Genomic DNA, 22,703 nt, shown 5'->3' with positions numbered 1-22,703 from the left:
ACCGCCGGTGGGGATCACTCGAAAGTGGGGTTCGGCGTGGGGCTGTCAACCTAATGATCCGGCGTATATACACTTCGCCGGGTCCCCACGCAATGGGAGAGGTATGCCGACCGACAGCATTGCCCTAGGTCAACCGACCGTGGGCGAAGAAGAGCTAGCCGCCGTCGCCGAGGTCTTCCGGTCCGGCTGGCTGGCCGGGGCCGGTCCGGCGTGCCGTCGTTTCGAGGAGCGGTTCGCGCAGGTCACGGGCACGGCGCACGCGCTGGCCACCGCGAACTGCGGTTCGGCGCTCTTCCTCGGCCTCAAGGTGCTGGGCGTCCGGCCCGGTGACGAGGTCATCGTCGGCGACTACACGTTCCCGGCGACGGGCCACGCGGTCGTCCAGGCCGGCGCCACCCCGGTGTTCGCCGACATCCGCCCGGACGTCTTCAGCGCCGACCCGGCCCACGTCGAAGCGCTGATCACCCCGCGGACCGTCGGCATCCTCGCCGTCGACGTCGCGGGCCAGCCGGGCGACTTCGACGAGTACCGCGCGATCGCCGACAAGCACGGCCTCTGGCTCTTCGAGGACGCCGCCTGCGCCGCGGGCGCGACCTACAAGACGCGCCCGGCCGGCAGCCTCGCCGACCTCGCCGCGTTCTCCTTCCACGGCCGCAAGGGCATCACCGCCGGTGAGGGCGGCGCGCTCGTCTCGGACCGCGAAGACCTCATCGCGCACGCCCGCAAGCTGCACACCTACGGCATCGAGCCGGCGATCAGCCGCGAAGGCTCCAACACCCTGCCGATCCCCGAGTTCCACGAGCTCGGGTACAACTTCCGCATGTCGGACGTGCAGGCCGCGATCATGGGCGTCCAGCTCGACCGCCTGCCGGACCTGCTCGCCGCCCGCCGCTCGGTCGCCAAGCGCTACCACGAGGCGTTCGACGACGTCGAAGCCCTGACCGTCCCCGTCGAGCTGCCCGACCGCGAACACCCGTGGCAGGCCTACCTGCTCACGGTCGCCCCGTCGATCAGCCGCGACACGCTGGCCCTGCGCATCCGCGAGCAGGGTGTCCAGTGCAACTTCGGCACCTACGCCTCCCACCTCCAGCCGATCTACGGCCCCCAGACCCCGCTGCCCGTGTCGGCCGACGCGTTCGCGCGTCAGCTCGCCATCCCCATGCACGCCAACCTGACGGACGCCGAAGTGGCGCGCGTCGGCGAGGTCGTGCGCGCCGCCGTGCAGTCACTGTCCTGAAGCCACCGACCGAGGAGAAATTGGTGTCCGACAAGAAGGTCCTTTTCACGGGGGCCGGTGGGTTCATCGCCGCACACGTCATTCCCCTGCTGATCGAGGGCGGCTACACCGTCCGCATCTTCGACAACATGACCCGCGGCGACCGCGCCCGCGTCGACGAGTTCGTCGCCACCGGCAAGGTCGAGCTCGTCGAGCAGGACGTCCGCTACGGCGGCGCGGTGCGCGAGGCCATGCGCGGCTGCACGCACGTCATCCACTTCGCCACGGTCTCGATCAACAAGTCGATCGCCGACCCGGCCGAGTCGATCGACATCAACATGGTCGGCAACCACAACGTCTTCGCCGCGGCCGCCGACGAGGGCGTCGAGCGGCTCGTGTTCGCCTCGACCGCGTCGGTCTACGGCGAGCCGAAGCGGCTGCCGATGCACGAGGACGACGAGCTCAAGCCGCTCACGCCGTACTGCATCTCGAAGCGGGCCGGCGAGGACCTGCTCGGCTTCTACGAGCGCACCAAGGGCCTGTCCTGGAACGCGCTGCGCTTCTTCAACGTGTACGGCCCCGGCCAGAAGATCGAGGCCTACTACACCTCGGTGATCAACCACTTCATCCAGCGCCTGCGCGCCGGCCAGCCGCCGATCATCGACGGCCGCGGCGACCAGTCGATGGACTTCGTGCACGTCGCCGACCTGGCGCGCGCGGTCGTGGCGGCGCTGGAGTCGGAACAGGCGAACCTGCCGATCAACATCGGCACCGGCATCGACACCTCGATCGCCGCGCTGGCCAAGATCCTCATCGAGGCCGTCGGCGTCGACGTCGAGCCGCTGTTCAACGAACGCGACGTGCTGGTCACGCGCCGCGCCGCCGACATCACCCGCGCCCGCGACGTGCTCGGCTGGGAGCCGCGGATCACGGTCGAAGAGGGCATGCGGCAGCTGGTCAAGGACTCGGAGTGAGCACCACCGCGGGCCCTGCCCGAGGACGTGCGATGCGCATCGCGGTGGTCAACAACTTCTTCCCGCCGCGGGTGGGCGGGAGCGCGCACATGTCGGCTTCGCTGGCGGCGCAGTTCGTCGAGGAGGGGCACGAGGTACTGGCCATCACGGCCGCCTACGCCGACGCCCCGGCCGAAGAGGAGCGTGACGGCTACCGCGTCGTGCGCCTCCCGGCGACGAAGATGCCGCAGGTCGGCCTGTCGATCGACTTCGACATGAGCTTCGCGTCGGTCCGGCCCGGCAACTGGCGACGCCTGTGGAAGCTGCTCAACGAGTTCAAGCCGGACGCGATCCACCTGCACGGCCAGTTCTTCGACCTGTCGTGGCTGGCCGGGATCTACGCGCGGCGGCGGAACATCCCGGTACTGCTGACCATCCACACCCTGCTGATCAGCGACAACAAGCTGTACGGCGGCGTGTTCCGGATGCTCGACGCGGTGCTCGTGCGGCCGATCCTCGCCTACATCCGGCCGCGGTACGTCATCCTCGACAAGCTCGGTGTCGACTACTGCGTCGACCGCTACGGCACCAGCGACGCGAACTCGGAGTACTTCCCGATCGCGGTGGACACCGGCCACTTCGCGAAGCCGGTGACGAAGGACGTCCGCGCGGAGCACGAAATCGGCGACGCGCCGCTGATCGTCTCGCTCGGGCACGTCATCCCGCTGCGCAACCGGCTCCCGCTGATCGAGGCCCTGCCGTCCATTTTGGACAAGCACCCCGGGGTGCGGGTGGTCGTCGTCGGCCGCGTCTACCACGACGCGTTCCTCAAGCGGGCCGCCGAACTGGGCGTCTCCGAGGCGCTGATCGTCACCGGCGCGGTGCCGAAGGAGGACGTCCCGGCGTACTTCGCGGCGGCGGACATCGTGACCCACGACCTCAACGGCGGCTGCGGCACGGCGTCCCTGGAGGCGATGCTGTCGGGGACGGCGACGATCGCGTCGGTCACCGAGGACAACTACCCGGGCATCGAGCTGCGCAACGGCGAGAACGTGCTGCTGGTCCGCCCGGACGACGCGGAAGCCGTGGCCTCGACGGTCATCGGCCTGCTCGACGACCCGGAGCGGCGCGCGGTGATCGCACAGCGGGAGAGCGAGATGGTGCGGTCGAACTTCGGCCTCGACGTCGTCGCCGAAGAACACCTGCGCACGTTCGAAAAACTGGTGACGGAAGCCTCGGAAGCCGATGTTCTTCGATGACGAGCGCAGCCACCGGCTGCGCCCGCAGATCCTGACCGAGCTCGTCTCGCAGTACATGAACGACGCCGAGCGGGCGAAGTACTACGGCCTGCCCGAGACGTGCCGCGTGCGCGAGCGCGTCAAGATCATCAGCCCCGAGAACCTCAAGATGGGCGACCACTGCTGGGTCGGCGAGGGCGCCGCGCTCGACGCGAGCGGCGGCCTGGAGATCGGCGAGCACACGAGCATCGGGCTGAACACGCTGATCTTCACCCACTCCAGCTGGCTCGCGAACATGACGCTGCAGAACCACTCGGGCAGCGACCTGATCGAGCGCAAGCCGGTGAAGATCGGCAAGGGCTGCTTCATCGGCGGCCTGGTGGTCATCATGGCCGGCGTGACGATCGGCGACTTCGCCACGGTCCAGCCGAACTCGGTGGTGGCCAAGGACGTCCCGCCCCGCACCCTGGTGGCCGGCAACCCGGCCCGCGTGTTCCAGCGCTACGACGAGGAGTACATCCAGTCCGAAGTGGACCGGGTCCGCGCGGAGAACACCCGCCGCCGCGAGATCGCGGAGTCACACGGGCAGAACACTTCGGGCTGGGGAGCCCCATCGGGCGACTACTCGGAGCAGTAGCCTTGTGGCAGCCTGACGTGCGATGATGACGTCCAGTTACTGCGGCGAGGAGAAGGCGATGAGCGTCATGGAGTGGCCTCACCACCTCTTGTCCCTCGAAGACTGGATCGACCTGCTGGAAACCCCGGAGTACCGGGCGCCCGTTGTTCCTCCACCAGCGAGCCGTCAACCGGCTGACTTACTGGCTCGACGAGCGGCTGCCGGTCGGCTACAGCGCGTCGAATACGCCGAGGCGGGGATCGACCATTACTGGATCGTCGATTTGGACCCGCCGGTGAGCTTGGTGCGCTACCGGCTGATCGATGAGGACTACGAGGACTTCGGCGAGCAGTCGGGACACGCGGAGCTCGAGTTCGAAGGCGCGCCTCTCAAGTTCGATCTGAATGCGTTGACTCCCGACGCGCCGAGGTCCTAGAGCCGGTCGCCGAGCAGCTTCGCGATCGAGAGGTACACGTCGCTGCGCGTCAGCGGGACGTAGAACTGCGCGACCCGGGTCTGGCCGTGTGCGCGCTTGCCCACCGCGATCATCTCTTCGTGGTCCGGCCCCTTGCACTGGGTCGTGTATTCGGCGATGCCCGGGAGCGGCACCGCAGCTTCGATGCACTCCTTGTTGAGCTTGCCGATCGTGGCCGTCGGGTTCTGGGAGCCCGGGATCGCCACGACGAACAGCTCGCCGTTCAGCCCGTACGAACACCGGTAGGCCATGCCCGAACCGACCTTCTCCGGTGCGCCTTCGGTGCCTTCGCCCCGCTCGTCCGGCCTTCCGGTGAGCTGCCGGACCTCGGACCCGCCGAGGAACGGGCAGGCCGCTGTCACCTTGGCCGGCGAGACGACCGCCGCGAACGTCGGTGTCGGAGCCGCCGTGGTCGGCTTCGGCTTGCTCACCGAAGTGGATGACGGCGACGCCGACGTGATCGCCGGCGCCGCCGCCGTGGAACCGCCCGAACACGCTGTGACGCAGGTCAGCAGGCATGCGGCGGCGAAGATTCCCCCCAAGGTGCGCACGGAGCACAATCTAGCGCCCGGTCACCCAGTGCAGGATATCGGTTACGCAACGTTTCAGCCGTGGCCGACGTCCGTGCGTCCCGACGGCAGTTTGGCACCCGCCGCGTTGTACGCGCGCAGGCGGCCCGGGTCGGCCGCGGTGTCGAACCAGAACACGACGACGTTCGGGTCCGCGCTCCAGCGGGCCTGGTGCGCCACCACCGACGCACCCCCGATCCGCGCCGTGATCTTCGCCGCCGGGCCCGCGTAGTAGCCGAAGCTCGGGACGTCGTGGCCGTCCAGGTTGGCGCCGCCGGTCACCCCGTGGAAGCCCGGCGCCTTGTCGCTGCCCGAGGTCTCGTTGACGATGATCACGTCTTTGAGGCCACCGGCGGCGTCGCGGATGCCGCCCATGATGCCGAACGTCGTCTGCGGGAGCCGCGGTTCCTTCACCTTGACGCCGTAGAAGACCAGCTCGCCGGAGCTGTCGCGGATGCCCGTGCCGATCACCTCGCCCAGCACCTCGTGCTCGGAAGCGGAGGCGCGGGCCGGCGGCGGCGAGACCGGAGCCGCGGCCGGCTGCGCCGGGGCGGGCACTGGAGCGGCCGGCTTGGTCTCGGCGTTCGCGCTGGTCAGGACGCCGGACACCGCCAGGGTGCCGCACGCGACGGCGACGGTGCCGGCGATGACGAGGCGTTTCTTCATGGGTTCGCTCCCTCGTAGGCAAGATCGGCCACCGGGGATTACGGGCGTACGCTCGAAAAGGTTGAGACGCGCCCGCGCAACCATTCCGGGGTTTTGGCCGTCGCTGGGGGCGAAAGGGGTGACGCATGGCGCGCGGTGACGACGAGTTCGCGGATTTCGTCCGCGCGTCCTCGGCCCGGCTCACGCACGCGGCGTTCCTGCTCACCGGCGACCGGCACCAGGCCGAAGACGCCGCGCAGACCGCCTTCACCCGCACCTACGCGGCCTGGTCGCGGGTCCGCCACAAGGACGCCTACGGGTACGCCCGGACCGTGCTGGTGAACCACGTCATCGACGGCTGGCGCCGCCCGATCCGCGAATACGCGACCGAGACGATGCCCGAGGGGCCGGACCGCGTCGACGTCGACCAGGCCGTCACCCAGCGGGAATGGCTGACTTCGGTGCTGAAGACGCTGACCGATCGCGAACGCGCCGTCGTCGTGCTGCGGCACTTCTTCGACCTGCCCGAAGCCGACGTAGCGCGCGAACTCGGCGTTTCGCTGGGTACCGTGAAGAGCACGAACTCGCGCGCGCTGGCCAAGCTGCGGATCGAAGCGGACACCGAAGACACGCTGATCGGAGGGAGCGGGCGATGAACGACCTCGAAGACTTCCGCTCCGCGCTCCGGCAGCCGCCCAGCGAGCCCTTCGCCGAGCCGGACCTGACCCGGATCATGGCCGACGGCGCCCGCATCCGGCGCCGCCGCCGCGTCCTGACGACCACGGGCGGGCTCGCCGCCGCGGCCGTCGTCGTCCTGGTCGTCGTGTTCGCCGTCCAGTGGCGCCAGCCGGCTTCCGCGCCGGTCGCGCAGCCGCCGGCACCCCCGTCCGCGGCGTCGTCGGTCCCGCCGCCGACGACCGACACCGAGCCCCCGCCCGAGCCGCTGGGCGACGTCGTCGGCACCGGGATCAGTACCCCCGCCGGGGAGATCGTGATCTTCGCCAAGGCGGTCGACGAGCCGCAGATCCTGCCGGGCATCCACTTCGGACTGGTCGCCGGCTTCCGCAAGGGCGGGAACCTGGAACCGGTGCTGGCCACCAACGAGTTCCGCGGCTCCGACCGCTCCTTCGGCTTCCACGCCACCGACGGCGGCGAAGTCCTGCGCGACCAGGTCATCCCGGTGTTCGGCTACTTCGCCGGCGCGGCCACGAAGATCACCACGACGGTGCACGGCAAGACCGTCGAAGCAAAGCTGGCGAACTGGACCGAAGACCCGAGCGTGGTCATCTTCTGGTTCGCCACCACGGACGTCCCGGACTCGGCGTCCCTGACCCCGCTGATCGCCTACGACAAGAACGGGAACCGGCTCACCAAGTAGCGAGCCGGTTCCGCGGTCAGGCGGCGGCCTGCGTGAGCACCTGCTCGACGACGTGGTGCGAAGGCAGGATCAGGTCGCGCTCGGTGTCGGCGTCGACCTTGCCCTCCAGCAGGTCGCAGAAGCGGTCCAGCTGGGTGGCCAGGGGCTCCCGCGCGGTGACCAGCTCCGGGATCTCGATGACCGTCTGCTGCCGGTAGCCGAGGCCGTCCGGGGTGACGGAGTCGTGCGAGACGTGCCGGTAGATGGTGACGTCGCGGCGCAGCAGGTCGATCTCGATCAGCCGGTCCAGTTCGGACACCACCAGCGAGCGGACCTTCTTCTGCCCCAAGCGGGACGCGGACACCGTCGCCAGGCCGGTCGGGAACGACAGCACCGTCTCGATGGCGTCCTCGGCGCCCTCGACCGACGACGGGTGGAAGTACCCCGCGCCGGACGTCACGCGGGCCGGCGCCGCGCCGCCGAAGAACTGGATCGCCAGGTCGACGTCGTGCACCAGCAGGTCCCACGCGACGCCGGTCTTGATGCGCGGCGCGTACGGGCCGTGGCGGCGGGCCATCAGGTGGATCGGCTCCTGCACCAGCGCCCGCGCGGTCATGACCGCCGGGTTGTAGCGCTCGAGCAGCCCGCACATCAGCGCGACACCCTGCTTCTTCGACAGGGCGACGATCTCCTGCGACTTCTCGTAGCTGTTGCAGACCGGCTTTTCGACCAGCATCGGCTTGCCCTGGCCGAGGATCTCCTGCGCCAGGTCGTAGTGCGCCTCGGTGGCCGAGGCGAGCACGACGGCGTCCACATCGGACAGTGAGCCGATCTCGGGCGTCCACTGGGTTTCGTACCGCTCGGCGACGGCCTTGCCGGCTTCTTCGCGCGGATCGATCACGCGGACCAGGTCGACGCGTTCGTTGGCGGCGAGCACGCGGGCGTGCAGGGAACCCATGTTCCCGGTCCCGACAAGAGCGATCCGATGCGTCATGCGCCCAGTACCTCGCGAACGGTTTCGATGATGGTGTCCAGGTCGGACTCGGTCAGGTGCGGGTGCACCGGCAGCGAAAGGGCCTGCTCCGAAACGGCCTTCGCGACCGGGAAGTCCTCGACGCGCGCGCCCGGGATCAGGTCGTGGCCCCGGTAGCAGTCGTAGTCGAAGACGATCTTGGGGTAGTAGATGCCGTTGCCGATGCCGCGCTCGGTGAGCGCCGCGGCCAGCTCGTCGCGCGAGAGGAACGCGTGCGGCCCGACCAGCACGGTGTACTGGTGCCACACGTGCTCGCGGCCCGGCAGCACCTGCGGGATGTCGAGGCCGGGCGTGCCCGCGAGGCCCTCCGAGAGCCGCTTCGCGTTCGCCTGGCGGGCGGCGGTCAGCTGGTCGAGCTTCTCCAGCTGCGGGATGCCGACGGCGGCGTGCAGGTCGGTCATCCGGTAGTTGTGGCCGGCGACTTCGTACTGGTAGCGGGCGCGCATGCCCTGGTTGCGCAGCACACGCAGCTTGTCGGCCAGCGCGTCGTCGTCCGTCGTGATGACGCCGCCCTCGGCGGTGGTGATGTTCTTCGTCGCGTACAGCGAGAAGCAGCCGATGCCGAACGAGCCGGCCTGCTTGCCCTCGAACGACGCGCCGACGGCCTGCGCCGAGTCCTCGATCACCCGCAGCCCGTGCTCGGCGGCGAGCGGGGTGAGCTTGCCCATGTCCGCGGTCTGGCCGTACAGGTGCACCGGCATGAGCACCTTGGTGCGGTCGGTGACGACCTTGGCCACGGCGTCGGGGTCGATCGCGAAGTCGTCGCGCCGGATGTCGGCGAAGCGGACGGTCGCGCCGGCTTCGAGGATCGCGTTGAGCGTCGCGACGAAGGTGAACGGCGACGTGACGACCTCGTCGCCCGGCTTCAGGTCGAGGACCTGGAGCGAGGCGACCAGCGCGGTCGTCCCGTTGTTGACCGCGATCGCGTGCTTCGTCCCGGAGACCGCCGCGAAGGCGTCTTCGAAGCGCTTGACCATCGGTCCCTGTGCGATGGCGCCGGAACGCAGGACCTCGACGACGAGGTCCTCCGCGTCGCGGACGTCGACCACGGTGATGGGGATCATGGGCAGTCTCTCTCGGCAGGCGATTTGAGCGCGTCCGGTACAGTGAGCCGCCGGTTCTGCGCCCGGCCGCCCTGCATGAACGCGGGCCACACGTTACCGGGCGCGGTAGCACGCCCAGTACCCAGCCGCCGACGAACGGACACCCGACCCGTGGCCAACCGCATCCACCCGACCGCCGTCATCGGCGAAGGCGTCGAATTCGGCGAGGACAACGTGATCGGGCCGTTCACGGTCGTCGTCGGGCCGGCCCGGATCGGGGACGGCAACTGGATCGGCCCGCACGTGACGATCGGCACGCCCGGTGAGGACCGTCACCGTGCCCACCCGGCGGCCTGGGACGAGGCACCGGCCGGTGACCCGGATCACGACGGCCACGGCGTCGTCATCGGCAGCCGCAACCGGATCCGCGAGTACGTGAGCGTCCACCAGGGCACCTGGCGCGCCACGACGATGGGCAGCGACGGCTACTACCTGCGCGGCTCCCACATCGCGCACGACTGCCTGGTCGGCGACGCCGTGACGATCGCGTCCAACGTCGTGACCGGCGGCCACTGCCACATCTGGGACGGCGCGAACCTCGGCATGGGCGCGGTGCTGCACCAGAAGGTCGTGGTCGGCCCCGGCGCGATGGTCGGGATGGCCTCGGCGGTGCGCCGCGAGGTGGGCGCGTTCACCATCGCCGTCGGCAACCCGGCGCGGGTCACCGGCGTCAACGTGGTGGGCCTGTCGCGCCGCGGCGTCGACGAGGAGACCATCGAGGCCCTCGGGCCGTGGCTGAAGGGCAAGGGGAGCCTCCCGGACAACACGTTGCCCGGCGACCTCTCTACCTTGGTCAAGGCGTGGGATGCCCGCCCGCGCGAGGAACACTAGGAGTCATGAGCATGTCGGATGTCGCCCCCAAGCTGCGCGCGGTCTTCGTCGAGGCGCTGGACCTCGAGGCCGGCGTGGACGTCGAGAACCTGAAGTACCGCGACCTCGAGGCGTGGGACTCGGTCGGCCACATGGCCCTGGTCGCGGCCATCGAGGACGAGTTCGACGTCGAGTTCGACACCGACCAGGTCATCGACATGTCGAGCTTCAAGGTCGCCGTGGACATGGTCACCGAGCTCCAGTCGAAGAATGACTGACGAGTCCCTGTCCGGTCGTGTCGCGCTCGTCACGGGCGGGACGCGGGGGATCGGCCTGGCCACCGTCCGCGCGCTCGCCGAGGCGGGGGCGACGGTGGTGCTCACCGGCCGCGACGAGGCCCGTGCCAAGGAGGCTGCTTCGGCAGCCGGCGCCGCGGCCGGGCTCGCGCTGGACGTCACCGACGCGAAGGCGGTGTCTTCGCTGGTCAGGGGCGTCGCGAAGGAGCACGGCAAGCTCGACATCGTCGTCGCCAACGCCGGGATCATGGAGGACGCGCTCCTCGGGATGATCCGCGAGGAGCTCGTCGACACGACGCTGAGCACGAACGTCGCCGGCACGCTGCACACCGTGCAGGCGGCGGCCCGGGCGATGATGCGGAAGAAAACCGGCTCGATCGTCGTGCTCGCGTCGATCGTGGGCGAGTACGGAAGCGCCGGCCAGACGGTGTACGCGGCGTCGAAGGCGGCGGTGGCGAACATCGCGCGCTCGGCGGCGAAGGAGCTCGGCCGGTCCGGGATCCGGGTCAACGCGGTAGCGCCCGGCGTGATCGAGACCGACCTGACCGCGGGCCTGAGCGAGGACGCGAAGGCGGAGAACACCGGCAGGACGCCGCTCGGGCGGCTCGGCCGGGCGGAGGACGTGGCGAACGCGATCCGGTTCCTGGTGAGTGATGAAGCGTCCTTCATCACCGGCCAGGTGCTGGGCGTCGACGGAGGCTTGGTGTTGTGACGCTGTTGGGTGCGGGAGCCCGGCTGGTCGATGTGGCCGGGGGCCGCACGCTGGCGGGGGCGGAACTGTCGGCCGAGGTCGGCCGCAGGATGGAAGAGCTGGCTTCACTGCCGGTCGGCGTGGTGTTCGCGCGGATGTCGATCGACCTGCCCAGCGTGCTGACCTACCTCGGCGCGTTCGAGACCCGGCGGGCGATCGCCCTGATCGACCCGGCACTGGACGTCGACGTGCTGGCCGGGCTGGTCTCACGCTTCCGCCCGGCCGCGGTGCTGTCCGCTTCCGGTGACGCTCCTGCCGGGTACACCGCGCGTGGTTCCGACTGGATCCGCGATTCCGCCGAGGGTATCGCGCCGCACCCCGACCTGGCCGTGTTGCTCCCGACCAGCGGATCCACCGGCAACCCGAAGCTCGTCCGGCTCTCGCGCCAGGCGATCCTGTCCAACGCCGACGCCATCGCGCAGGTGCTGCACATCGACTCCGACGAGGTCGCGCCCACCTGCTTGCCGCTGCACTACAGCTACGGCCTGTCGGTGCTGAACTCGCACCTGGTGCGCGACGCGACCGTCGTGATCGAGCCGTCCGGCGTGCTCGGCCGCGGCTTCTGGGACGCGGTGAACACCTACGGCGTGACCTCCCTCTCGGGCGTCCCGTACCACTACGAAATGCTGCGGCGGCTCAAGTTCGACCCCGCGAAGTACCCGACGCTGCGCACGCTGACGCAGGCCGGCGGGAAGCTGCGCGACGAGCTGATCGCCGAGTTCAACGACAAGATGATCGCCGTCGGCGGCCGGATGTACGTCATGTACGGCCAGACCGAGGCCGCGCCGCGGATGACGACGGTGCCCGCCGAGCGGCTGGCCGAAAAGCTCGGTTCCGCCGGGCCGGCGCTGCCGGGCGGCTCGTTCGCCGTCCGCCGCGACGACGGGTCGGAGACCACGCACCCGAAAATTGTCGGTGAGGTCGTCTACCGTGGGCCCAATGTGATGCTGGGTTACGCGGACGACGAGTCCGGCCTGGCCAAGGGCGACGAATACGGCGGTGTGCTCGCCACCGGTGACCTCGGGTACCTCGACCAAGACGGGTTCCTGTTCATCACCGGGCGGCTCAAGCGCATCGGCAAGGTGTTCGGCAACCGCGTCAGCCTCGACGACCTCGAGCAGGCCGTGCGCACCGCGGCAGTGGGGATCGACGTGGTGGCGGCCGTGCCCGCCGGCGACAAGGTGGTGCTGTTCGCCGAGGGCGTGGACAAGGACATCTGCAAGGACGCGTCGAAGGCGCTGTCCGAGCGGCTGCACCTGCACACGAGCGGGTTCGACGTGCGCCCGATCGACACCGTGCCGCTGCTCGCCAGCGGCAAGATCGACTACCGGACGTTGGAGGCGAAGGTATGAGTGTGTTCACTCGGTCGCAAGCTGACCGGGAGAAGTTGCTGCTGCCCGAGCTCGCTTCTCTGACGGCCCACCACCGGGCGAACTCCGAAGGTTACGAGCGGATCCTGTCGTCGCTGGGAATCGCGTCAGACGCGACTTTTGGCACGATCGCCGACCTGCCGTGGCTGCCGGTGCGGATGTTCAAGACGCACGACCTGAAGTCGATCCCGGACGGCGAGGTCTTCAAGACCCTCACGTCGTCCGGCACCACCGGCGCGGGCGCGTCGCGGATCTACCTGGACAAGGAGGCGGCGGGCGCGCAGACCAAGCAGCTCGGCGCGACCCTGCAGGAGGTCCTCGGCGGTGAGCGGCTGCCGATGCTGATGGTCGACACCATCGGCATCATCAAGAACCGCCGCTCGTTCTCCGCGCGCGGCGCGGGGGTGCTGGGCATGGCCAACTTCGGCCGCAAACACACGTACGTGCTCGACGAGAACGACCAGCCGGACGTCGAGGCCGTCAAGAAGTTCCTGGCCGAGTACGGCGACCGGCCGTTCCTGATCTTCGGCTTCACGTTCATGGTCTGGCAGTACCTCTACGAGGTCGCGCGCGACCACGGGCTCGACCTGTCGAACGGCATCCTCATCCACAGTGGTGGCTGGAAGAAGCTGATCGACCGCGCGGTGGACAACACCGAATTCCGGCGCCGGTTCAAGGAAGACACCGGGCTGACCCGGATCCACAACTACTACGGGATGATCGAGCAGATCGGCACCGTGTTCCTCGAAGGCCCGTCCGGGAATTCGCTGTACTGCCCGGACTTCGCCGACGTCGTGATCCGCAACCCGGAGACCTGGGAAGAGCAGCCGGTGGGGGAGCCGGGCGTGATCGAGGTCGTCTCGACGCTGCCTCGGTCCTACCCCGGGCACGTGCTGCTCACCGAAGACCTGGGCGTCTACCACGGGATCGACGACGGCGACTGGCCGGGCAAGCACTTCTCGGTGCTCGGGCGGCTGCCGAAGGCCGAGGCCCGCGGCTGTTCCGACACGTTCTCGGGAGCGGCGGCGTGAGCACTTCCCTGACCCAGCGTTTTCCCGCTGCTCCTGACGTTCCAGTGAGCGACCTGGTCTCCGAGCTGCGCGCTTCGCCGCCCGGCGGCCGCCTGCGCGTCGGTGACCCGCGGGTCGTCGAGTTCATCACGAAGTTCGCGCGCAAGCTGCTGGCCCCGGCCACCGCGCGCCGGTTCCCGGAGCTGGCGTCACTCGGTTTCTTCCTGCGCAAGGGCGAGATCACCAAGGCATTGTCCACTTTGGACACCACGGGTGGCGCGCTGCGGTTCCCGCGCGGGCTCGTGTTCCACGTGCCGCCGGCGAACGTCGACACGATCTTCGTCTACTCCTGGGCGCTGTCCGCGCTGGCGGGCAACCACAACGTCGTGCGGGTCTCGTCGCGCTCGGCCGGTGCGGCCGAGGCGGTGCTGGAGGCGCTGAACGCCGCACTGTCCGAAGTGGACGCCGACACGGCGGCGGCGATCACGGCCACCCAGCGGATGGTCACCTACGACCGCAGCGACGAGGTGAGCGGCGCCCTGTCGCTGGCCGCCGACCTGCGCGTCATCTGGGGCGGTGACGGTTCCGTCGCGGCCCTGCGCAAGTACCCGCTCGCGCCGCACGCGCGTGACCTGACGTTCCCGGACCGCTCGTCGTTCGCCGTCGCCTCGGTGGCGGGCTGGCAGCGAGCGTCCGAAGCGGAGCGCGCCGCGGCCGCCGAGGGCTTCTACAACGACTCGTACTGGTTCGACCAGGCCGCCTGCTCGTCACCGCGCGCGGTGTTCTGGGTCGGCGACGCCGACGGCGCGCGGGTCGCGGGCCAGGAGTTCCGCACCCTGCTCGCCGAGGTGCTGGTGGCGAAACAGCACGTCACCGAGCCCGCGATGGCGGTCCAGAAGCGCGTCTCGGCGTACGGCGCGGCGGTCGACGGGCTGGTCAAGGAGATCGCGTTCGAGGGCAACGGCCTGGCCACCTTGGAGCTGACCGACGCCGCGATCATGCCGCGCGAGTGGCTCGGCGCCGGCACGTTCGCGAACGCCCACGTCGGCTCTCTGTCCGATTTGGTCCCGATCGTGCTCCGGAAGGACCAGACGGTCGGCCAGTTCGGCTTTACCACGGAAGAGCTCACGGCGTTCGCGTACGAACTGGCCGGTCGCGGAGTCGACCGGATCGTGCCGTTCGGCTCCGCTCTGACCTTCTCCGCGGTCTGGGACGGTTACGATCTGCTGGCCGAGTTCAGCCGCCTGGTCACCGTTCAGGCCTGAGGAGATACGTCGATGACGACACTGGAGTCGCCGGAGTGGGAGACGCCGGCTGCCAAAAAGCAGCCGAAGTCCACCAAGGCGAAGATCCTCGACGTCGTCAGGTGGGTCGCGATCCTGCTGGTCATCGGCTTCGCGGCGAAGCAGCTCGCGTCGAACTGGGGCGAGTTCTGGCACACCCTGAGCGACGTGGCGTGGCAGTCGTCGCTGCTGAGCCTGGTCGCGCTGGTCGCGGCGATCATGGTGTCCACCTGGGGCTGGCAGGTGATGGTCGACGACCTCGGCAAGCCGATCGGCTACGCCCGGGGCGCGCAGATCTGCCTGGTCGGCTCGCTCGGCAAGTACGTGCCCGGCTCGGTCTGGGCGTACCTGCTGCAGATGGAGCTGGGCCGCAAGGCGGGCCTGGCCCGCGCCCGGATCTTCACGGGCTCGCTGATCCAGCTCGGCGTCGGCGTGGTGTCGGCGCTGGTCGTGTCGCTGCTGGCGGCCCCGGCGGTGTTCAGCAACAGCCCGCGCGCGCTGTGGCTGTTCGTGCTGATCCCGGTCGGTTTGGCGATGCTGCACCCGAAGATCCTGACCTGGGGCACGTCCCTGGTCCTGAAGATCCTGCGCCGCCCACCGCTGCAGCACCCGCTGACCTGGAAGGTCGTCGGCAAGGTCTTCGGCGCGTCGACCGCGGCCTGGTGCCTGCAGGGCATCCACCTGTGGCTCCTGGCGAACTCGGTCGGCACCCCCGGCTTCAGCGGCTTCGTGCTGTGCGTCGGCGCGATGGCGGTGGCGATGACCGTGGGCACGTTCGCGTTCATCCTCCCCAGCGGCGTCGGCGTCCGCGAGGTCGCCCAGGTAGCGGTCCTGACGGCCAGCGGCCTGACGGTCGGCCAGGCCACGGCGTTCGCGGTGGCCTCCCGGGTGATGTTCACGGTCGCCGACCTCCTCACCGCAGGCGGCGCGGCCCTGGCCGCCCGCTCGGTGCGCCGCCCGGCGGACACTCCCGCCTGACCTGCCGATTTACTCCTTGGCCTGTGGACAACTAGTTCCCTTCCGGCCGCCTCCGGGGCCGCCGTCCAGGCCTTTCGTCACGGTGACGTTCACGCGCTTTCCGGGGCTGTCACAGCATTCCACCCCGTTTTCCACCCGATCGGGCACCGGCCCACAGGCTTGTACCCAAGTTGTCCACAGGGTGCCGCGCACCTGTGGACAACTTCAGGGCTGGAGTCGATAAATCACCGAGTCCGTGTTGTGCCACGTCTCCCGCAGGAACGGCTCCCCGGCCAGCCCGATCAACCCCGGCTGGTACGGCTTGCCCGGCTCCGTCGACGGCCTACCCAAGATCACCCAGCGCACGTTCAACCGCCGCACCGCCGCCCGCACCGACGGGTCCGTCGCGTAGTCGCGGAACCGGTTCGCCAGCAGGATCGCGTCCGACGGGGGGAGGGTCTCGTCGAAGTGGCCGGCCACCGTCCGGACGCCCGACAGCGCGTACGTCCACGCCGTGCCGTCGAAGCGGTCGTTCATCGCCCACTCGCCCGGCTTCGCCAGCTTGCCGAGTTCCTCCATCGCCACCGCCTCGCCCGGGGTCACCCGCAGCTTCGACGGGTCTGCGGCCTGGTAGCCGGCGGCCACGCGGGCACCGTTGGAGCGGTAGTACAGACCGTTCGACAGCAGGACAAATCCCACGAGCACCACCACCGCCACGGCAGCCGCCGGTAGCCGGGGAACACGAGAGCACAGCCAGGCCTGCGTCGAAGCCAGACCGTGGGCCGCCAGGACCGTCAGGGGGATCGCCGCCATCGCGAAGAACCGGTACGGGTCGTCCCACCACGGCCTCGACAGCGCCATCACGATCGGCGCGTTCGACGACGCCACCGCCATGTACGCCAGGCCCGTCACCGCCGCCGTCAGGCCGATCCAGCGCAGCGCGCCCGCCCGCGCGAAGAACACGATCCCCAGGAACAGGGCGACCGACAGCCAGACCTGCGGGTGCGCCTCCTGGTGCTGGAACCCGAGCAGCGCGCCCAGCGCCGTCGACGCGCGCCACTCGCTCGGCCAGCCGTAGTACGGCACCGCGCTGGTGGCCAGGCCGAGCGCCCCGAACAGCTGCAACCACGCCACCAGCAGCGACACGACCGCGATCGGCAGCAGCGCCGGCAGGTCACGGCCGATCCGGCGCCACCCGCCGAGCCAGCGCTGCACCAGCAGCGGGCCGGCGAACAGGACACCGCCGAACAGCGTCGACGAGTGGACGCACAACAGCCCGACCGCGGCCAGCACCAGCACCAGGCCGGTGTCGGGCGCGACGCGTTCCAGGTAGCGCCGCAGCGCGACCGCCCCCAGCGGCGTCAGCGTCAGCCCCAGCGCGAACGGCAGCAGCGGCCCGCGGTCCATCGACTCGTAGACGCCCATCACCGGCGCCACCGCCGTCAGCGCGACCGCGCCGGCCAGCACCGCGCGGCCGCGGAACTCGCGCACCAGCGTCACCAGCGACAAGGCGAGCAGACCCGGCAGCAACACCGTGTTCGCGTCCAGCGTCTCCGGGATCGACGCCCCGCTCAGCCGGTACGTCACGGCCGCCAGCAGGTGGTACGCGTTGGGGTAGAACACCGGCGCCGCGTCGCCGTACCAGTTCACGTGGCCGGTGCCGAACAGGCTGCCGTCGCCGGTGTCGGCGATGTAGCGGACGGCGTTCCCGTGGTAGACGGCGTCGAATCCCTGCGGCAGCGCGCCGAGGTGGCCCAGGCCGAGCAGCGTCGCGTAGCCGCCGGCCGCGGACGCGAACAGCAGGCACGCCACCACCGCGAGGTGCCCGTGCCGCGCCCACAGCCCCGGTTCGGGTTCCGGCGCCCACCGGCGGACCGTCAGCCTCCGGACACCGAAGGCGATCGCCACGAACACGACGGTCGACAGCGCGTAGGTCAGCGGCGTGAACGACCAGCCGACCGCGGCGGTCCACGGTCCGGTCAGGCCGCCGATGGCGTAGCTCAGCAACGGCGTCAGCCCGGCGAGGGCCCAGCCGCGCAGCCCCGCTGCGAAACCGGTCAGGAGGCCCGGCACGGCGATGACGACAATGGCGACGGCGACGGTGAGCACGCTGGAGACTAAGCCCACAACGGCCGGCCCGGCAGTTCGGGCCAGGGCTCTGATCAGGCATTTTGCGCGTAATTCCGGGGTCGTCACTTCACCCGTCGGAAGAGCCACCCGATCGGGTTATATTGACCCGTGGTTCGCCACCCGATGACCGATAACCTGGCGGGGCCGGCTGGGGTGGCGAAGTGAGGGGGCCGGGTGGTTTACGCGCTCGTGGTGGCGTGGCTGGTGCTCGCCGCGATCGTGGTGCTGACCTGGGGCCGCCTGGGCACCGATCGCGGCTGGCGCGGTGTCGTGCTCGCGCTCACACTCGGCCTTTCGCTGCTTCACCAACTGCTGTTCGCAACCGTCACCGAAGACGCGCTCGTTTCGTTCCGGTACGCGACGAACATCGCCGACGGCAACGGCCCGGTCTTCAACCCCGGTGAACGCGTCGAGGGTTATACGAACTTCTTCTGGCTGGTGCTGATCGCCCTTCCGCGTGCCGCATTCGGTGCCGACGTGCAATCGACCGCGATCGCGTTCGGGATTCTCTCGACCCTCGGTTGCGTGTTGCTTTCCTACTTCCTCGCGAACCGGATTGTTGCCGCCGCCGCGCCGGAGGGTACCGAGCCGCGGCCGGCGATCGGCATCGCCGCCGCGGTGCTCACCGCGGCCGCCGGCGGGCTGGCCGTCTACGGGGCCTCCGGCTCCGAGGTGCCGCTGTTCGTGCTCCTCACCCTCGCCGTCTGCTACTCGCTCGCGGCGCGCCGCCCGGTCGTGGCCGGGGTGCTCGTCGCGTTCGCCGTGATGACCAGCCTGGAAGGCCTGGTGGTCGCGGTGCTGGGCGGGCTGTGGCTGGCCGGCGCCGCCGTGAAGAAGCAGCACACCTGGTGGGCCCCGGCGGGCTACACGCTGGGCGCGCTGGTGTTCCTGATTCCCCGGCTGGCCTGGCGGCTGACGTTCTACCAGCACTACCTGCCCGCCCCGGTGGCCGCCAAGCTCGGCGGCCCGTTCGGCGCGCAGGTCGCCGGTGGCTGGCCGTACCTGTCGGGCTTCGCCCTGGCGCACCAGGGTTTCCTGCTGCTCGGCCTGGTCGCCGCCGTCGCGCTGCTGCTGCGTCGCGCGGCCGGCGCCGCGCTCGAATCCCGCGCCCTGATCTGGCTGCTGTTCGCCATGGCGGCCGGGCTCGCGGCCGCCGCCGTGCTGTCGGGTGGCGACGAGGGCCCGTCGTGGCGGCTGCTGGCCGCGGTGCCGCCGCTGCTCGCGGTCGGGTCCGTCGCGGCGTACGGCGTGCTGACGGCGGACGTCGAGGTGAAGCCGTCGCCGCGGCCCCGTCACCCACTGCCCATCGGCACCCGGCTGGTCCCGGTGACCGCCTGCGGCCTGGCCGGGATCGCCGTGCTCGTCTCGGTGTTCAGCCCCGACATGCTCGGCCGCGTGCGCGACTGGCACACCTACGGCACCCAGCTCACCGAGATCGGCGGCTGGCTCGGCACGTACCTGCCGCCGGGGTCGGTGGTCAGCGCCGCCGCGCCGGGCGCCCTTTCCGCCCGCGGCGGCCAGCTGCTCATCGTCGACGTCCTCGGCCGCACCGACGAGCACATCGCCCACGACGGGCGCCACGACGGCGGGTTCGCCACCGACTACGACTACGTCGTCAACGGCCGGCGCCCGACCGTCGCCGTCCCGGCCGACAGCGGTTACGCGGACAGCCAGCGCTGCACCATCGACCCGGTCTACGCGGGCCAGTACGAGGTCGCCACCTTCCGCCGCGTCGGCACACCGTATTGGGTCGCCGTCTACCCGCGGACGGAACAGGCGAGGTCCGTGGTCGACGACCTCGCCAAGGACCCGGACTTCCGCTACGTACCCTGTCCCACGTGAAACTCGACGTCCCGAAGCAGCGGCTGAACACCGAAGCCGCGCTCGGGATCGGGGTCTTCGCGGCGGCGTTCGGCCTGTTCGTGGTGCGGTTCCTGGTGCCGCGCCCGATCGCGATGTCCAACAACGGTGACGGCCTGCGGGTGCTGTGCGGCGCCGGCATCACCTGGCACGGCGGCCCCGAGCCGTTCATCCACGTCGTCTACAGCGCCCCGCCCGGCGCGCCGCCGTGTCAGCCCACCTACCTGCTGACCCAGAGCTGGCTCGCCGACCTGGCCGTCCGGCTCGCCGGGGTCTTCGGGTTCCACACGACGCTGAGCCTGGTCGTCCTGGGCCTGCTGAGCAGCCTGATCGCCGCCGCGGCCATCGCCGCGATCGTGCTGGGCCTGCCGTACCGGCGCCGGGCGCGGCTGGCCGTCGCGGGCGGGTTGCTGCTCGTCGTCGCCGATTCGGCGTTCTTCGGGTACTTCGCGTCGGTGCTCGGCGAAGGCGCGGCTTTCCTCGGGCTGCTGCTGATCGCCGGTGGCCTGCTGCTCACCGCGCGCGAAGGCCGTTGGAGCTACGTCGGCATGGCCGTGACGCTCGCCGGCGGGGTCCTGGCCGTCAACGCCAAGGTCCAGACGCTGACCGTCCTGCCGCTCCTCGTGCTCGCGATCCTGCTGGTCCGGCCGGGCGCGCTGCGCGGGGCCCGGCGGTGGGCGGCGGGCGTGCTGGTCATCGGCGCGCTCGGGGCCGTGACGCTGTACGCGCAGGAGAGCGTCCAGCCCGCCGTCACGCCCGACGGCACGCTCGCCGAGCTGCCCGGTGACGACTCGCGCGAGATCAACATGGTCAACACGATCTTCCTGAACATCGTCGACGGCCGGCACGACACCCAGGCCGACCTCGCGGCGCTCGGGCTGCCGCCGTCGTTCGCGCAGTACGCGGGCAACGGCTGGTGGCACCCGCACCCGGTGCGGATCGATCCGCTCTACCCGCGCTACCGCGACCGGATGGACCGCGCCAACGTCGTCGCCTACTTCGCCGGCCACCCCGGCCGGACGCTCGAGGTGCTGAACCGCGCCGCGACCGACCAGCTCACCGCGCGGCCGGACTACCTCGGCAGCTTCGACCAGTCGGCGGGCTTCGCGCCGCACGCGCAGGAGTACCGGGTGCCCGTGGTGTCGTCGCTGACCGGCCTGCTCGCGCCGCTCGGGCTGTTCGCGCTGGTGCCGCTGTGGCTGCTGGTGCTGGCCAGGGCGTGGTGGCAGCGCCGGACCGCGCTGGGCGTCGTGCTGGCGTTCCTGGTCACGGTCTCGGCGACGCAGTTCGGCATGGCGGCGCTCGGCGACGGCATCGAAGGCGTCAAGCACCAGTCGGTAGCGCTGTTCGCGCTGCTGGTGGCCCTGGTGCTCGCGGTTCCCGTCCAGCGGGACGACGTTCGGCCGGCGTGAGGTTCGCCCGGTTTGTGTTCTTCCCCGCTGTACAGCCGCTCGTAACCTACGGTCCCGTAACCTGGCGGGATGGCTGACTTCGTGTACCCGCCCGTGATCGCGGCGGCCCGGACCATGTTCCGGGTACTGGACAACCGCATCCGGGTCGAGGGCGCGGAGCACATCCCGCGCACCGGCGGCGCGGTCATCGCGTGCAACCACGTGAGCTACCTGGACTTCATCTTCTGCGGCCTCGGCGGGCGCCCGGCCAAGCGGCTGACGCGCTTCATGGCCAAGCAGGAGATCTTCGACAACCGGATCGCCGGGCCGCTGATGCGCGGGATGCACCACATCCCCGTCGACCGCGCCGCGGGCCTCGCGTCCTACCGCGCGGCCCTCGCGAAGCTGAAGGACGGCGAGGTCGTCGGCGTCTTCCCGGAGGCCACCATCAGCCGGTCGTTCACCGTCAAGGAGATCAAGTCGGGCGCCGTCCGGATGGCCGCGGCGGCGGACGTCCCGGTCGTGCCGATGGCGCTGTGGGGCACCCAGCGGCTCTGGACGAAGGGCCGTCCGAAGGACCTGACCCGGCGGCACGTGCCGATCTCGATCCTCATCGGCGAGCCGATGCACCCGGCGAAGGGCGACGACTGGGACGTCGTGACGAAGGAGCTGCGCGACCGGATGAGCGCGCTCGTCGACCGCGCCCAGGCCGAGTACCCCGACCAGCCGGCGTCCGACGAGGAACGCTGGTGGCTGCCCGCCCACCTGGGCGGGACCGCGCCGACCCCGGAGGAAGCGGCCGAGCTCGACAACCGCTCCTGACGCCTCAGAACCAGCGTTCGAGGACCTGCGCGACGCCGTCGTCCCCGGCCGGCCCGGTGACCTCGTCGGCGACGTCGAGCACCTGCTGGTGGCCGTTCGCCATCGCCACGCCGTGGCCGGCCCAGCTGAGCATCTCGACGTCGTTGGGCATGTCGCCGAAGGCGATCACCCGGTCGGCCGGGACCTCGAAGCGCGCGGCGACGTCGGCCAGCCCGGTCGCCTTGGTGATCCCGTGCGCGGCGATCTCGACCAGCCCGCCCGACGACGAGTAGGTGGCGTCGACCTCGCGGCCGAACAGCGCGTGGACAGCTTCGGCCATCTCCTCGGACGTCATGCCGCGGTGGCTGACCAGCAGCTTGATCGCCGGGTGCCCGAGCACCTCGGCCCGCGGCCCGGTGCGGCCTTCGCCGTCGCCCCACGGATTGTGGTAGTCGGGCTCGATCACGAAGTTGCGCATGTCGTGGTCCACCGCCCCGGTGGCGACGCGCTCGGCGGCGAGCCGGCACCCCGGCAGCGCCTTGTCCAGCGCGCTGGCGATGTCGTGCAGCAAAGCCGGTTCGAGCAGGCCGTGGACCTCGAGGATCTCTTCGGCGCCGCAGTCGTAGAGGACGGCGCCGTTGGCGCACACCGCGTACCCGGTCAGCTCGAGCGGCCGCGCGATCGGCGCGATCCAGCGTGGCGGCCGGCCGCTGGCCAGCACGAACGGCACGCCCGCGTCGACCACCCGGCGGACGGTCGCGATGGTGCGGGCGCTGAGGGATTCGGAGGGGCCGAGCAGGGTGCCGTCGACGTCGGACGCGATCAGAAGGGGTCTCTCC

At 70.5% G+C, this 22,703-nt stretch carries 23 protein-coding genes; 17 read left to right on the top strand and 6 right to left on the bottom strand.

The window, feature by feature from the left end:
• The first annotated feature begins 103 nt into the window (after window positions 1–103).
• The 5 genes from ACGFMK_RS28840 to ACGFMK_RS28820 are packed head-to-tail and all read left to right on the top strand — an operon-like array spanning window position 104 to window position 4,459.
• A complete protein-coding gene (locus tag ACGFMK_RS28840; RefSeq protein ID WP_392769544.1) occupies window positions 104–1,237 on the top strand; it encodes a DegT/DnrJ/EryC1/StrS family aminotransferase in 1,134 nt (377 codons plus the stop codon).
• A gap of 23 nt (window positions 1,238–1,260) precedes the next feature.
• Complete coding sequence (locus ACGFMK_RS28835; protein ID WP_392769541.1) at window positions 1,261–2,190, top strand: NAD-dependent epimerase/dehydratase family protein; 930 nt, start codon at window positions 1,261–1,263, stop codon at window positions 2,188–2,190.
• A 32-nt stretch (window positions 2,191–2,222) separates the two neighbouring features.
• On the top strand, window positions 2,223–3,428 hold the full coding sequence (locus ACGFMK_RS28830) for a glycosyltransferase family 4 protein (RefSeq protein WP_392769538.1): 1,206 nt from the start codon (window positions 2,223–2,225) through the stop codon (window positions 3,426–3,428).
• Window positions 3,415–4,044 carry an acyltransferase gene (locus tag ACGFMK_RS28825; protein ID WP_323337746.1) on the top strand — a complete coding sequence of 210 codons (630 nt, stop codon included), beginning with the start codon at window positions 3,415–3,417 and terminating at the stop codon, window positions 4,042–4,044. Before ACGFMK_RS28830 ends, ACGFMK_RS28825 begins: the two co-directional genes overlap by 14 nt.
• A gap of 58 nt (window positions 4,045–4,102) precedes the next feature.
• A complete protein-coding gene (locus ACGFMK_RS28820) occupies window positions 4,103–4,459 on the top strand; it encodes a hypothetical protein (RefSeq protein WP_392769533.1) in 357 nt (118 codons plus the stop codon).
• Here the strand turns inward: ACGFMK_RS28820 and ACGFMK_RS28815 are convergent.
• Window positions 4,456–5,049: a hypothetical protein gene (locus ACGFMK_RS28815; protein ID WP_392769530.1), complete on the bottom strand. Its 594-nt coding sequence runs from the start codon at window positions 5,047–5,049 to the stop codon at window positions 4,456–4,458. The two genes, ACGFMK_RS28820 and ACGFMK_RS28815, sit on opposite strands and share 4 nt — an antisense overlap.
• A gap of 54 nt (window positions 5,050–5,103) precedes the next feature.
• The gene (locus tag ACGFMK_RS28810; RefSeq protein ID WP_392769528.1) at window positions 5,104–5,733 is read right to left on the bottom strand and encodes a hypothetical protein; all 630 of its coding nucleotides are present in this window, start codon (window positions 5,731–5,733) and stop codon (window positions 5,104–5,106) included.
• A 125-nt stretch (window positions 5,734–5,858) separates the two neighbouring features.
• On the opposite strand from ACGFMK_RS28810, the gene ACGFMK_RS28805 reads away from it, so the two are divergent.
• Complete coding sequence (locus ACGFMK_RS28805; RefSeq protein WP_392769525.1) at window positions 5,859–6,368, top strand: SigE family RNA polymerase sigma factor; 510 nt, start codon at window positions 5,859–5,861, stop codon at window positions 6,366–6,368.
• Entirely contained in the window at window positions 6,365–7,090 is a 726-nt protein-coding gene (locus ACGFMK_RS28800) for a hypothetical protein (protein WP_392769523.1), read from the top strand. Before ACGFMK_RS28805 ends, ACGFMK_RS28800 begins: the two co-directional genes overlap by 4 nt.
• A gap of 16 nt (window positions 7,091–7,106) precedes the next feature.
• Here ACGFMK_RS28800 and ACGFMK_RS28795 read toward each other — a convergent pair whose 3' ends face one another.
• On the bottom strand, window positions 7,107–8,063 hold the full coding sequence (locus ACGFMK_RS28795; RefSeq protein ID WP_392769520.1) for a Gfo/Idh/MocA family protein: 957 nt from the start codon (window positions 8,061–8,063) through the stop codon (window positions 7,107–7,109).
• Complete coding sequence (locus ACGFMK_RS28790; RefSeq protein ID WP_392769518.1) at window positions 8,060–9,166, bottom strand: DegT/DnrJ/EryC1/StrS family aminotransferase; 1,107 nt, start codon at window positions 9,164–9,166, stop codon at window positions 8,060–8,062. Before ACGFMK_RS28790 ends, ACGFMK_RS28795 begins: the two co-directional genes overlap by 4 nt.
• Window positions 9,167–9,316: 150 nt before the next feature.
• On the opposite strand from ACGFMK_RS28790, the gene ACGFMK_RS28785 reads away from it, so the two are divergent.
• Genes ACGFMK_RS28785 through ACGFMK_RS28755 form a run of 7 tightly spaced genes read left to right on the top strand, consistent with a single transcriptional unit; the run spans window position 9,317 to window position 15,703 of the window.
• Window positions 9,317–10,036 (top strand): UDP-N-acetylglucosamine acyltransferase, encoded by a 720-nt coding sequence (locus ACGFMK_RS28785; RefSeq protein ID WP_392769516.1) that lies wholly within the window; start codon window positions 9,317–9,319, stop codon window positions 10,034–10,036.
• An 11-nt stretch (window positions 10,037–10,047) separates the two neighbouring features.
• The gene (locus tag ACGFMK_RS28780; RefSeq protein WP_392769666.1) at window positions 10,048–10,293 is read left to right on the top strand and encodes an acyl carrier protein; all 246 of its coding nucleotides are present in this window, start codon (window positions 10,048–10,050) and stop codon (window positions 10,291–10,293) included.
• Window positions 10,286–11,023, top strand: coding sequence for a glucose 1-dehydrogenase (locus tag ACGFMK_RS28775; protein WP_392769515.1), 738 nt, complete (start codon window positions 10,286–10,288; stop codon window positions 11,021–11,023). Before ACGFMK_RS28780 ends, ACGFMK_RS28775 begins: the two co-directional genes overlap by 8 nt.
• On the top strand, window positions 11,020–12,414 hold the full coding sequence (locus ACGFMK_RS28770) for an AMP-binding protein (RefSeq protein ID WP_392769512.1): 1,395 nt from the start codon (window positions 11,020–11,022) through the stop codon (window positions 12,412–12,414). Before ACGFMK_RS28775 ends, ACGFMK_RS28770 begins: the two co-directional genes overlap by 4 nt.
• A complete protein-coding gene (locus tag ACGFMK_RS28765) occupies window positions 12,411–13,463 on the top strand; it encodes an acyl-protein synthetase (protein WP_392769510.1) in 1,053 nt (350 codons plus the stop codon). The genes ACGFMK_RS28770 and ACGFMK_RS28765 overlap by 4 nt, the downstream gene beginning before the upstream one ends.
• Entirely contained in the window at window positions 13,460–14,707 is a 1,248-nt protein-coding gene (locus tag ACGFMK_RS28760; RefSeq protein WP_392769508.1) for an acyl-CoA reductase, read from the top strand. The genes ACGFMK_RS28765 and ACGFMK_RS28760 overlap by 4 nt, the downstream gene beginning before the upstream one ends.
• Before the next feature lie 12 nt (window positions 14,708–14,719).
• Window positions 14,720–15,703, top strand: a complete 984-nt coding sequence (locus ACGFMK_RS28755) for a lysylphosphatidylglycerol synthase transmembrane domain-containing protein (protein ID WP_392769505.1) — start codon at window positions 14,720–14,722, stop codon at window positions 15,701–15,703.
• Window positions 15,704–15,907: 204 nt separating this feature from the next.
• On the opposite strand, the gene ACGFMK_RS28750 is transcribed toward ACGFMK_RS28755, so the two are convergent.
• Window positions 15,908–17,791: a DUF6541 family protein gene (locus tag ACGFMK_RS28750; RefSeq protein WP_392769503.1), complete on the bottom strand. Its 1,884-nt coding sequence runs from the start codon at window positions 17,789–17,791 to the stop codon at window positions 15,908–15,910.
• A gap of 195 nt (window positions 17,792–17,986) precedes the next feature.
• On the opposite strand from ACGFMK_RS28750, the gene ACGFMK_RS28745 reads away from it, so the two are divergent.
• The 3 genes from ACGFMK_RS28745 to ACGFMK_RS28735 all read left to right on the top strand — a co-directional run bounded on the left by ACGFMK_RS28745 (window position 17,987) and on the right by ACGFMK_RS28735 (window position 21,885).
• Window positions 17,987–19,654 (top strand): hypothetical protein, encoded by a 1,668-nt coding sequence (locus ACGFMK_RS28745; RefSeq protein ID WP_392769501.1) that lies wholly within the window; start codon window positions 17,987–17,989, stop codon window positions 19,652–19,654.
• Complete coding sequence (locus ACGFMK_RS28740; protein WP_392769499.1) at window positions 19,651–21,084, top strand: hypothetical protein; 1,434 nt, start codon at window positions 19,651–19,653, stop codon at window positions 21,082–21,084. Before ACGFMK_RS28745 ends, ACGFMK_RS28740 begins: the two co-directional genes overlap by 4 nt.
• 69 nt (window positions 21,085–21,153) lie before the next feature.
• The gene (locus tag ACGFMK_RS28735; RefSeq protein ID WP_392769498.1) at window positions 21,154–21,885 is read left to right on the top strand and encodes a lysophospholipid acyltransferase family protein; all 732 of its coding nucleotides are present in this window, start codon (window positions 21,154–21,156) and stop codon (window positions 21,883–21,885) included.
• A 4-nt stretch (window positions 21,886–21,889) separates the two neighbouring features.
• Here the strand turns inward: ACGFMK_RS28735 and ACGFMK_RS28730 are convergent, their stop codons facing one another.
• Entirely contained in the window at window positions 21,890–22,690 is an 801-nt protein-coding gene (locus ACGFMK_RS28730; protein WP_392769663.1) for an HAD family hydrolase, read from the bottom strand.
• Window positions 22,691–22,703 lie beyond the last annotated feature (13 nt).

The organism is Amycolatopsis sp. NPDC049252, from assembly GCF_043197175.1.
Taxonomy (GTDB): Bacteria; Actinomycetota; Actinomycetes; order Mycobacteriales; family Pseudonocardiaceae; genus Amycolatopsis.
Note: the sequence above shows the minus strand (reverse complement) of the source record. Positions and strands in the feature narration are given on the sequence as shown.